This is a genomic window from Daejeonella sp., assembly GCF_044232565.1.
Classification (GTDB): domain Bacteria; phylum Bacteroidota; class Bacteroidia; order Sphingobacteriales; family Sphingobacteriaceae; genus Daejeonella.
On the sequence record NZ_JBIILQ010000062.1, the window covers coordinates 1 to 12,548 of the forward strand.

At 33.0% G+C, this 12,548-nt stretch carries 9 protein-coding genes; 1 reads left to right on the plus strand and 8 read right to left on the minus strand.

Features of this window, described 5'->3' with window-relative positions; all coding sequences use genetic code 11:
* The 5 genes from ACILQF_RS05275 to ACILQF_RS05295 form a co-directional block, all read right to left on the minus strand.
* Nucleotides 1-193: isocitrate/isopropylmalate family dehydrogenase (locus tag ACILQF_RS05275; protein ID WP_395626368.1), on the minus strand; the 193-nt coding region annotated here is incomplete at its 3' end.
* A gap of 28 nt (nucleotides 194-221) precedes the next feature.
* The gene (dctA, locus tag ACILQF_RS05280) at nucleotides 222-1,457 is read right to left on the minus strand and encodes a C4-dicarboxylate transporter DctA (protein WP_395626369.1); all 1,236 of its coding nucleotides are present in this window, start codon (nucleotides 1,455-1,457) and stop codon (nucleotides 222-224) included.
* Between the two features lie 5 nt (nucleotides 1,458-1,462).
* Complete coding sequence (locus ACILQF_RS05285; protein WP_395626370.1) at nucleotides 1,463-2,353, minus strand: alpha/beta hydrolase; 891 nt, start codon at nucleotides 2,351-2,353, stop codon at nucleotides 1,463-1,465.
* Between the two features lie 19 nt (nucleotides 2,354-2,372).
* On the minus strand, nucleotides 2,373-3,956 hold the full coding sequence (locus ACILQF_RS05290) for a RagB/SusD family nutrient uptake outer membrane protein (protein ID WP_395626371.1): 1,584 nt from the start codon (nucleotides 3,954-3,956) through the stop codon (nucleotides 2,373-2,375).
* Nucleotides 3,957-3,979: 23 nt separating this feature from the next.
* Entirely contained in the window at nucleotides 3,980-6,997 is a 3,018-nt protein-coding gene (locus tag ACILQF_RS05295; protein WP_395626372.1) for a SusC/RagA family TonB-linked outer membrane protein, read from the minus strand.
* A 175-nt stretch (nucleotides 6,998-7,172) separates the two neighbouring features.
* Here ACILQF_RS05295 and ACILQF_RS05300 point away from each other — a divergent pair, with 175 nt between their 5' ends.
* Complete coding sequence (locus ACILQF_RS05300) at nucleotides 7,173-8,399, plus strand: hypothetical protein (protein WP_395626373.1); 1,227 nt, start codon at nucleotides 7,173-7,175, stop codon at nucleotides 8,397-8,399.
* A gap of 170 nt (nucleotides 8,400-8,569) precedes the next feature.
* Here ACILQF_RS05300 and ACILQF_RS05305 read toward each other — a convergent pair whose 3' ends face one another.
* The 3 genes from ACILQF_RS05305 to ACILQF_RS05315 all read right to left on the minus strand — a co-directional run bounded on the left by ACILQF_RS05305 (nucleotide 8,570) and on the right by ACILQF_RS05315 (nucleotide 12,453).
* Nucleotides 8,570-10,879: a TonB-dependent receptor gene (locus ACILQF_RS05305; protein WP_395626374.1), complete on the minus strand. Its 2,310-nt coding sequence runs from the start codon at nucleotides 10,877-10,879 to the stop codon at nucleotides 8,570-8,572.
* Between the two features lie 88 nt (nucleotides 10,880-10,967).
* Nucleotides 10,968-11,312 (minus strand): hypothetical protein, encoded by a 345-nt coding sequence (locus ACILQF_RS05310; protein ID WP_395626375.1) that lies wholly within the window; start codon nucleotides 11,310-11,312, stop codon nucleotides 10,968-10,970.
* A 118-nt stretch (nucleotides 11,313-11,430) separates the two neighbouring features.
* Complete coding sequence (locus ACILQF_RS05315) at nucleotides 11,431-12,453, minus strand: Gfo/Idh/MocA family oxidoreductase (RefSeq protein WP_395626376.1); 1,023 nt, start codon at nucleotides 12,451-12,453, stop codon at nucleotides 11,431-11,433.
* Nucleotides 12,454-12,548 lie beyond the last annotated feature (95 nt).

Consider the following 12,548-nt stretch of genomic DNA (forward strand, 5'->3'; position numbering starts at 1 on the left):
ATTTATCAAGGCCATCCGCATCCATCATCATGCCATGCTTAAGATAATACTCACAGCCCCAAGGAAAATATTCAAATTCAAAACTAATCTTCGGATCTAGTTCAGCAATTTTTTTTAAAATCTTAATGCCTTCATTTACAACCTCCGGTCCAATGCCATCACCAGAAATAACAGCAACTTTAAAAACTTTCATTTAATAATTTGATTTGTGTCTTTATTTTTTAGCCTACTAATTTTTTAAATCGAGATTCATCAACCGCATTTTCACTCTTAGCTATAATAACTGTTGCAGCAATATTGCCTATTAAATTAGTGATTGACCTGCATTGACTCATTATTCTGTCAATACCTACCAATAAGGCTAATCCTTCAAGAGGTATTATTTTCAAAATTGTTAATGTTGATGTAAGTACAATAAACCCACTTCCAGATACACCAGCTGCACCTTTGCTAGTAATCATTAAAAGGCCAATTATAGATAATTGTTGAAGTAAACTTAAATTAATATTGAATATTTGAGCTAAAAATATGGTGGCTAAACTAAGATAAATTGTAGTGCCATCTAAATTGAAACTATAACCAGTTGGAACAATTAAACCAACAACTGATTTTTCACAACCAGCTATTTCTAACTTCTCCATAACATTCGGTAAAACACTCTCACTACTACTAGAACCTAAACTAATTAAAATTTCCTCTTTCATGTAAACTAGTAATTTCCATAAACTAAAACCATAAAATCTGGAAATTGACCCTAAAATTACCACAATGAATAGGAAAGATGTTAAATATACCGCTATCATAAATTTCCCAAGAACTAAAAGTGTCCCGAAACCAAATTTACCAATGGTATAGGTCATACCTGCGAATGCTGCAATTGGGCTGAGTTTCATAACAATATGAATAATGTTGAAAAGCACAGCATTAATTTTTTCAAATGCCATTACCATTGGCTTTCCTTTCTCATTTAGTTTGGACAATCCAAAACTAAATAATATTGCAAAAAATAAAATTTGGAGTAAATCGCCTTTGGTAAAGGATTCAAAAACATTTGAGGGCACTATATTATATATAAAACTACTCCAACTCATATCTTGTGCAGTAGACATGAGATTATTGATATTCGATTTTGGAATAGCTTCAATATTCAAACCTACCCCGGGTTTAAATATAATTCCCACAAGCAAACCAAGAATTAATCCTATTGTAGTTACAATTTCAAAATACAAAAATCCTTTACCACCAACTCGTCCAACTTTGTTTAAATCACCAGCTCCAGCAATTCCATTAACGATAGTCATGAATATAATAGGACCGATAATCATTTTTATCATATTGATAAACATATCGCTCATTAGCTTTCCCGTATCCGCAAAATTTGGAAAAATAAAGCCAAAAATTATCCCTAGTACTAAGCCAATTAAGACCTGTACATACAGTAACTTAAAATGTTTCATTGTGATTATTTATTGATTAGAATTTTATTAAATCGGAGCCAATTAATTGCCATTGGTAACCAATAATCATCTTGAACTTTATTATGAAGTGCAAAACCATGACCACCTTCTTGATAAATAAGCATTTGTGCTTTAACTTTATGTTTCAGTAAAGAATTGTAAAATTCTAAACTGTTCTGAACCAACACACCGCCATCGTCTTGAGCGTGAATAATCAAACATGGATTAATTCCCGGAGAAACGTGTAATTCGCTGGAGTATTCAATTTTTTGAGCTTCGCTAGGATTGTCACCCAATAGATATTTTCTAGTAACTGTTTTTTTAGATGTTAATTCATCCATAAAACTTATGGCTGGGTAAACCAAAATAGAAAAAGCAGGTTTAAAGTTATTATTATAAACCGTTCTCATCGCAGCTAAATGACCACCCGCCGAAAAGCCAATAACTCCAATTTTATTCAGGTCGATATCCCAATTCAAAGCATTATTTTTGACTATCTCATATGCGGCGTCAAAATCCTGTAAAGGAATTTTTGAGTAGTCTTTATAAAAGCCATCAATTTGAGTTCTATATTTTAGAACGATAGCAGTAATTCCAACTTTATTTAATTCACTGGCGAGTTGGTAACCCGCATCAAAAATTGATAAATTACGATATCCCCCTCCAGGACAAATGATGACGGTTGCCCTACTTGGATCAGGCTTTTCTGGCCTATATACTGTAATTGATGGAATAGTAACACTATCCAATCGACCCCGAGCAGTTTTTACATAAACTTCTTTATTTTCATTTTTTAAATTTCCTGGAGGCAGTCCTTCATACAACTTAATTTCAGTTTGAGAAAAGCCTTGATTATTAATTAGCAGGAAGAGGAAAATAAATATTAATCTATACATTACGTCTAATTAAAAAAGGTTAATAACCTTCGTTTTGAATTAATTTTTTATTGTTTAACACTGCATTATTGGGAATCGGAAGAATTGTTCTGATGTAAAAACTACTTGCCAAACTAGTATAATCGACCAAAGCTGAACTCGTACCACCGGCTGTTCTAATTTTAACAAAATTCGTTTTTGTCCTATTTAAATCAAATAGTCGTTGCCCTTCTAAAGCAAATTCTTTTCTTCTTTCCACTACAATACTATCTATAAAGGCTCTTGCTGTGATACTTCCGGTTGGAGGTACAATAGCCAATGAAGCGAGGAATGGTTTAGTGGTTGGCGCTGCATCTCTAGATTTTCTAATTAAATTGATATCTGTTAGTGATGCTGTTAATGCTACTGCATCGTTGTTTTTTAATGCTAACCTCGCATTGGCTTCCCCTCTAGATAAATACATTTCTGAAAATCTAAAGATTTTGATATTTTCTAAGTATGTAGATATGTTTTGGTATTTTAAACATAAAGGCATATTTTTTTCACCTCCAATAGCATTTCTATTTCCTAATTCGACAAACCTTCTTCGGATATCTGTTGCAGAATAAATGTCATATAAACCCTTAAAAGTGCTTAGGGTAGTGCCAGTACTTTTACTATTCATAGTTTGTTTAGTGGCGAGTGCATCTCCATAACCAGATTGACTACATAGATAAGCATAGCTATTATTTCCAGGATTGTCAGCTGTATTGTTTGCGATTTCTAAAATAGATTCTTGGTTTCCGATAGTTTGGAAATCCTGAAACATGCCAGTTGAGGAAAATAAACTGTATTTTCCTGAATTAATCACTTCATTTGATGCAGCAATTGCAGTTTCCCAATCTTCCTTATAAATTGCTACCCTTGTTTTCAATGCAAGTGTTGACCAACGGTTCATTCTAATTTTGAAAAAATTGGAATTAACAACCCCATTGATATAAACATCCCCATTTACTGGTAATCTTTTTATTGCTTCAGCAATATCATCATCAATTTGCTTATAAACTTCAGACGCCTTATTTCTTTCAGGGTATACCACATCTTCAATAGTAGTCACTGATTTAGTTACAATAGGAACCCCAAGATGAGAGCCATCTGCGGTATGTTTAAGTGGCCTAGAGAAAAATTTAATCAAATCAAAATAGGCCATTGCTCTTACGGCATAAGCTTCTCCAACCAATTGAAGACACTCTTTTTCTGTAATTGTCGTGCTCAATTTTTTAATTTTTTCTTCATTGGCAATTACCGCATTAGCTGAACCAATAACTCTATATAACTGATCCCAAAGCCTGTCTATTTCTGCTTGGTTTGAAGTAAAAGTCATAGAATTAAAATTGGCCAACTGAGAAGCTTTAACACTTCTAGTCATGTTATCAGAAATCATTTCAGAGATTGCAAATACCTCACGTCCATAATATCCTTGTGCTTGAATTAGAGAATATAACCCATTCACCGATGATCTAGCAGTTGGTAAACTAGTAAAAACATCATTAATAAAGACATTTTGTTGTGGCTTTAAATCTGTAAAATCCTTACTACAGCCTATTGAAAAAAGTATAAATGTTAAGAATAATAACTTTTTCATTATAATATTATTTAGGTTAAAATTTAAAAATTGATATCCAGGCCAAATACTAGCGTACTAAAAACTGGAGGCCTTCCAGTAAGTTTTCCATCAACACCTACCTCAGGATCTGTATAAAGTCTTTTGTCCTTTAGGAATGTGTATAGATTTTGACCCATTACATAAAATTTAGCGCTATTGATTTTCAGTTTTGATTTTGCCATATCATCCGTGTTTAATGTATAGGATAAAGACACGTCTCTCAAGCGAATATAACTTCCATCATATAAAAATCTCGAGCTTTCAAACGAGGAGCCGCCAGATTGAGTACCTAAATAAACTGGCTTGGGTACATCTGTAACTTGTCCTGGAGTAGTCCATCTTTTCGAAAACTCATCCTTTGTGATACCATTACTTAAATCTATCAGGCCAGTATTAGCATCGGAACGATATAAAGCACCCAAATCATCATAAATTGTATTACCCCAATAAACATATACTTGAAACTTTATTCCAAAATTGCGGTAATTGAAGGAATTGTTAATACCCCCATAAAATTTGGGTGAAGCGCTACCTTGAATAAACTTAGGAAGACCTGGGCTATATTTATTAGTTGTTGAATCCATCGCTGAATTGGAATGCCATAATGCCTCGCCATTTGAAGGATTTACTCCAGCATAACTTGGATAAAATCTAGTGTAATAATCATACCCAACCCTTCTGAAATAATCAGGACTATTTGAAAACAAAGAATCAATTTGAGTGATTTTATTTCTATTTCGTGTGTAATTTAAATCCATTACCCATTTCAAACCATCCTTGCTTTGTGGAGCTAAAATGACAGAAGAAAGCGCTAATTCAACCCCTCTATTATTCATAGCACCACTATTTACAGTCATTGTAGTAACACCATTTAAGCTTGGGATAGGTTGATCTAAAATAAGATTACTAGTTGTTCGATTATACCAATCTACAGAGCCCGAAAATCTACCTTTGAAAATATTAAAATCCATACCTATATTAAAAGGATTGTTTTTTTCCCATGTTAGATTATTATTGGCCAATTGTGATAAAGTAATACCTGAATTTGAGTTATAATCAGAGCCTGAAGAATATAAGCCTTGGGACTGAAAATTTCCAAATCCGCTATTATTTCCGGTATATCCATAACTACCGCGAACCCTCAGTTCATCAATCCAACTGGATTTAAAAAATTTTTCATTAGAGATATTCCATCCTCCACCTACTGACCAAAAAATAGCAGATTGATAATTTACCGCAAATTTTGAAGAAACATCTTGTCTAACAGAACCTGTTATAAAATAACGGTCGTCAAATGAATAATTTGTATTAATAAATTTACCAACCATTGCATTTGCAGTGCCGGACCCGGTACCTTCCCTAACTACTGAACCACCAGCAGGTGTAATTATTCCTGGAGTAATATTATTAACTACTACAGACAGATCTCTATCATTTCTAGCTTGGGCCTCATAGCCAACAAAAACTTCGAAACTATTTTTTTCCTTGAATGTAGTCTTGTATCTTAATATGTTAGTGGCAATCACATTACTAATATCATTTGAATAATCATCAATTTGACCACCACGTGCTATATAAGTATTACCAACTCTTGGATCCTGTATAACAGATCGGAAACCATGGTTAAAATCAACACCAAAAGTTGATTCAAAAGTTAAGCCTTTAAGAATTTTAAATTCACTATATCCATTAGCACTTACATTGTACATCTTATTCTGTTTTTTTGTAGTCTCAAAAACAGCAATAGGATTATATCCTGTATTAAAGCCCATATTCCATGTAACTCCATCGCTTAAATAAGGTGAAATCCAGGGCACTAGTCTGTAAAAGTTTCTCACGGGATTAGCCGCAGTTCTATTTTCTGAAAAATCAGAAGACTTTTGGAAATTACCACTAATACCCGCTCGGACGGTCCATCGATCTGTTATCTGAGAGTTAACGTTAACTCTATAACTTGCTTTCTCAAAATCTTCAGTTTTAATCGATCCCTGTGCTTTATAAAGGTTAGTTGATATAAAATAGGTAGTTTTATCTGAACCACCATTAACGTTTAAATTATACTGATTATAACGCCCTTGTCTAAAAGTTAAATCAAACCAATCTGTATTTATATTTTTATCAACACCCTTTGACAATAAAAGAGAATCATAATTATTAGCGTTACCACCAGAATTTATCCAACCCTCTTTGTAATATTGGATATATTCGGAGGTATTTAATGGTTTTTGATTTTCTTTAAGGGTTGGGTTATTAAAACCTTGTTGCATAGAGAAATTTATTTTGGCTTTACCAGCTCCACCCCTTTTAGTTGTTATTAATATAACACCATTTGCAGCTCTAGAACCATATAAGGAAGTTGCAGATGCATCCTTTAAAACTGTTAAATTTTGAATATCATTCGCATTGATTCCCGCAAGTGGATTAGATTGACCACTTCCAGCAATATCGCTAGTTACAACAGGTACCCCATCAATAACGTATAGTGGTGCCGATGAAGCATTTATAGAACCAACGCCTCTAATTCTAATGTCTGGGACTGCACCAGGGTTGCCTGAACCATTTGACGATTGAACACCTGCAATATTTCCTTGTATACTCTCTTGAAATGATGCAGTAGGCCTGTTTTCTATGACAGTGTTTTTAATAGTCGAAGCTGCACCTGTAAATGAGGATTTTTTAACCGTACTATAGGCTATTACCACCACTTCAGAAAGATTAACTTCATTTTCATCCATCATAACTTCTAAATCACTGATGGAATTTTCAATCTTAATATACTTGGACTTCATATTAATACTTGTAAATACAAGAGACTGACCCTTACTAGCGGTTATGGTAAATGAACCATCTTTTTTTGTTATAACTTCCTTCTTCTGATTTACTATTTTGACAGTAACATTTTCAAGAGGAAATTTATTTCGGGAGTTAAAAACTTTTCCATTAACAATTAAATCTTGTGCATTTAATCCTACTGAAATACCAAAGATTAAAAACAAGTATACAAGTGAAATTTTTTTCATTTTGTAAATTTTTTTTTTGAGAAATAATAATAGCGAAAACAAAGAAGAAGAAATAAATATAACAAAACAGTTTTTTCTTTAAATGAAATGATATTCAGATAAATTGTCTAGATTTCCGAATTAAATATTTTTTTCGGAAATTATAACTTGTTGATTAATAGATAATTATAATAAAATGCTTAAAAGAGGTAAAGAGGAAATTATATACCTGCTAAATAAATCGATTGAAAAATTCGAAATAGATAGCCAAAATCATCTAAATAAAAACACCAATAAAAAGAATTACGAACCATTTGCAATTATGCTAAGTAGTATTAGCAATGCCTTGCCGTTCACATCTGAGAAATATGGACATATACCCTATGAAATAGATACCGATAGTAAAAAGGAATACTCATTTAGAAAATACGACATAACTGGAGGGCAGATTAGAGACGCATTAATGGGGTCGGTATCAAACCCTAGACAATTTATAATAGACAGTTGTTATATTTATTTGTATGGCCAAGGTAGATTATCATTTGAAAAATCACCAACAGATCTTGAATTAATTGCTGAAACAGAGCATAATGAGAAAAAAAATAGTTTTACAATAGTTCAAGAGAACCAGCAATTAAAGTCTGAGCTATTTAGAATAAAATCAACCATACAAAAAAACAAGAGACTCAATATAAGAAAATCACTAATTTTAGTCTTATGTACAATAGTACTTATCTCAACTATCATTTGGGTTTTTCATAAAAAAAATGAGGCATATGAAGAATTAATATTTGATTATAATATAAAACCATATTCGTACACACAAAGTGAAAAAAAAGCATTGGAAGGTATTTGGTTAAATTATATAGGTTCTCCCCAAGCAAGGTCATATGACGTTGATAGAGAAAACCTAGTAGTATTAAACATAACAGAAATTAAAGAAAAAAATGGCTATTTTATCTGTACCAGATATGGATCAAGTTTCAATCATGCAGGATATGCACAATTTGAATCACCAAATGTAGTCTCAATTCATTTAAAACTAAGAACACCAACTATTGAAACCAATTCGCCAAGACATACTTTATTGCTTTTAGACTCAAAAAAGACCTACATAAATGCTATTTCTGCATCATGGAACTTCGATGTTGGCAACAAAAATAAAATTATTGGAATCAGGGAGGTATATAAAAAATTAGGGAAAGGAGGTGAATTGATAGAAATATTAAATGCAGTTGAAAATGGAGAATGTAAATGTAAAATAATAAAATGGGTACAAAAAGGTATTAAAGTACAAGAATTTCATTTAAAGAATTTACTAATTGACACAATTAAACCAATAGAGATACGATCACTAATTGACTTTAAAAGTATTTTATTGAAGGATTTGGAGGATTCAACACTTATAAGACGACATAAATAATGTTCTTTCAACCTCCCTTTTCAGCTTAGAAGCGTATTTATTAACTATAAAAAACGAGTTAGTTAAGGTTATTCATTTATTTTTTCATGAGTTCCTTCAACTCTAATTTTTATAAACAAATAAAAGCCCTAAGGGCTTTTATTTGTTTATTGGAATTATTAATCTAGGTTTTATTTAAATACAAAGGGTAAATACAATCCTACAGAAATATTTCTTCCTTGATTATAATATCCAGCGGTTGCATCACCCTCATCTAAACGACCTGGTTTAAATCTGCTCAAATGATCGTAGTAAGCCTTATCAAAAAGGTTATTGGCAGAAATATTTAATCTCAAGGGCTGATTTTTAAGCTTGAAGGTAGTCCCCATAGCTAAATTAACAAGTGTATAACCCTCAGTTGCAGTTTCAAAAACATCTATTCTCTTTTGATTGAAAACATTATCTAAAGCGAGAGAAAAATACGTGCCTTTTAAGCCATTTTTAAATTGCGGCTCTAATCTAATCTCGTTTCTTAATACTGCCGCAGGAATAAATGGAAGTGCCTTACTAGTAGCACGATTTACTCCTTTGGTATACGAAAAACTATTTTCAAAATGAATAAGCTCCGCTGGGTGGAGGGTAAAGCCAAGTTCAACTCCTGAAAGATTTGCATTATCTTGAACAAAGCGATAAACAGGAAGTGTTTCTGAGTCAATTATTATACTTTCATTATTCAATTGACGATTGTAGATATAGTTATTGATATGATTATTAAAGGCTCCAATACTTGCACTAAGCACATTGTTATTGAACTCGAAAGCAAAATCACCATAATAACTATTTTCGGGGTTTAAGTTATTATTTCCAACTTCATACCTGAATGTTCCCTCATGAACTCCATCAGAGCTTAATTCTGCAATATTGGGAGAACGGAAAGCTGACCCAAGATTGGCTTTAAAGTTAAAATGATCTGTAAACTCTTTAGTGAAACCCAATGCCCCGCTAAGGTTAGAAAAATTATTAGTGAAATTATTAAATTTAGGGCTCCCATCCTCCGACATTTCCTCTGCTGTTATGCTACGATTGTCAAAACGTGCGCCTACATTAAAAGTACTACTGTTCCATGATTTTTTAGCATAAGCAAAAAGTCCCACTTCACTGGAGTTATAATCCGGAATAAGTAATTCTTCGGCCCTATTTTTATTATCTTGTAAACTGCCAGATAGCCCAATTACCGGCTCCCAGCCATTATTTTCATTGAAATAATATTTAAAATCAGAGCTATAGGTTTTTAAATCAAAAAACAGGGAAGGGTTGATACGATCATCTTCTAGCTCTCGTCTCTGGTTATTTTGATAAGCCAAGGTAGTTCTTAATCTTCCACTCTCAAACAAAAGGTGACTGTTCAAAGCAACTTTGTAGTGTCTAATATCTTGAAAAGGCAGAAATAAAGTACGATCTTTTAACTGTTTATCGCTTAATACCTCTCCGTCTTCATCTTCAAATTTACCATCGGCATTTCTCGAAAAATCTGGCAAACCGATATTATTTTTAAAACTTGAAAGATTTAAATGTGCATAACCCCACTTTTTATGAAGCCCGACTTGCCCACTAAAATTTGTTTCATTAAAACCAGTATTGGCAATTCTACCTCCTGGAGCATTATAGCTATAAGCACTTTTTACCGATCCTCTTGCACGCCATACAAATCCGTTGCTATTACCCTGAAGCATGGCTGAGCTTCCACTTAGTCCATTATTGGATTGATAGCTACTTAATAATTCTCCCCTAATTTGTCCTTCAGGAGACGGCAATGCATCAAGCACATTAATCACGCCTCCAAGAGCGTCAGAACCATATAATAAACTTGCTGCACCACGCAATATTTCAACGCGTTCAGCACTATATTGATCCACTTCCATTCCATGTTCATCTCCCCACTGCTGACCCTCTTGCTTAACACCATCTACTAAAGTAAGTACACGATTATAGCTTAATCCACGTATAACTGGTTTAGAAATACCTGCACCCGTAGTAACTTGCGAAACGCCTGGAATCTTTGCAAGGGCATCAATCAAATTTGAACTGGGACGATTAATTAATTGATCCTTATTAAGCGAAGATACTGATGTACTGTTCTTTCGATTATCTGAACTGAATGCAGTACCAGTAATGACTATCTCTTTGGCTTCAATAATACTGGGAAATAACTTGAATAAAAGAGGCGTTTTCAATGAAAAATCGATAGTCTCAATTTGAGTTCTATAACCGATATATCTTATTTCAACAAGAAATTTTCCCTTTTCGGGGATATTTTTAAATTCAAACTGTCCAGAACCATTAGTAACAACAGAAACCTTTAAATCTGGAATAGTAATAAGTGCACCGGGTAAGGATTCATTTGTTTGACCATCAATTACTTTTCCTTCTAGAGAAACAAGTTTAGCGGATGCGCTAGAAACTGATAATAATAGTAGTAGATATAGAATAATAGATTTCATTTCTATGATTTAAGATTATTAAAAAAATAAATTAAATAAATAAGATTACCACAGATAAAATGGCAAACAAAAAAAGAAAAAGAAAAATTTATTCTGAAGGGGGACCCCTTAAACTTGTGAGAAGTAATTCAACAACATATCCTGTAACTTCATTATTAAGAAATACAGACATGATAGGCGAAAGCCTAATTTTTTCAATGAAAGATGATTTAGTGAATGTTTTATCAAAGTGAACTGCACAAACCCAGCAATAATCAGCTTTATTTTGAACATTTAAGTCCTGCTTAGTGCTAGAATTTAGTTTTTCAGCACTTGAAATTGGAGGAATAGGAGCGTGATTATGAAAGACATCTAAAGGTAGAAAAATAGCCGAAAAACCCATCAGTAGGAATACTGACAGATAAAAGCTAATTGATTTTCTAATTCTTTTCATAATCTAATTAATTCAAAATTAAATAAAAGCCATTGCATTACCTAATTCATGAACTATAAGATTGTAACAATATAATGTTTTAGCTATCAGTTCAGCTATTTAAAACAAGATAAAAGGATTAACCTTGCTTGCTTTCCAATATCTCAATCTGAGCCAATACCTCTAATTCTTTTATTGGAAATTCCATTCCATTTCGAATAGTTTGAAAAATCGCTTCAAAAAGATCCATGTATTTTCCTTTTATGGAAGGGACTAATTCCACCGATTTATCACCCTGATCACTCATTAAGGTCAATCTACCCTCTCTGCCAGCCTCCTCCTCGCCAAAACCAGGGTCTCCTGGTTTCATTCCAGCAATTAACTGATCTTCTTGCCTATCGCAAAAAGTTTTAACAAATGAACCCTTTGTTCCATGGATAATTATGCCGGGCTGTGGTTCTGCAACCAGTAAACTGGTGCTTATAAATACATTAACTTGCTTAGGATAAGTCAGATGAATGTGGCCATAATCATCAACCTGCGAATTTTTTCTGTAAACTCCAGTAGTTTTTCGGAAAGTTGATGGTTTGCCGAAAATACAAATGGTTTGATCCAATAAATGAGCAGCAAGGTCGTAAACAATTCCCGCAGCAGGCAAAGGAGTTTCTTTAAACACTTTAGGACCAATTGCGGCACGATAACGATCATAACGCAAATGAACTTCAATAATATCCCCTAACACTCCACTTTTTATCGTATCTCTTGTAACGGCAAAATCGCTTGAAAAACGTCTATTTTGATAAACCATTACCTTACGCCCAAGTTTTCTTCCCAAATCAAATATCTCTTTGGCCTCCTTTACTGTTGGAGCAAAGGGCTTTTCAACTAAAATATCCTTTCCAGCCAATAAAGCCATTCGAGAGTAATCTACATGGGTATTACTTGGTGTATTAATAATAACAAGTTCTATTTCCGGATTATCCAAAATTTCTTCAAGCTTATCATAGCTTTTTATTGCTGGATAATCGGCATTAACTTTTTTGGTATTGTGCTCTAAAACACCTTTAAAGTCAAATCCAGGATGTGCATGTACAAATGGGGCATGAAATAACTTACCCGACATACCATAGGCTAAAAGTGCGGTGACTACTGGTTTTTGCATAAACAAATATAATATTTGAAATTAATTACATCGCCTGAATCTAATTCTACTATCCAATTTTATTTAAAAGCTGAATCAAAATAAGAATCAATAAT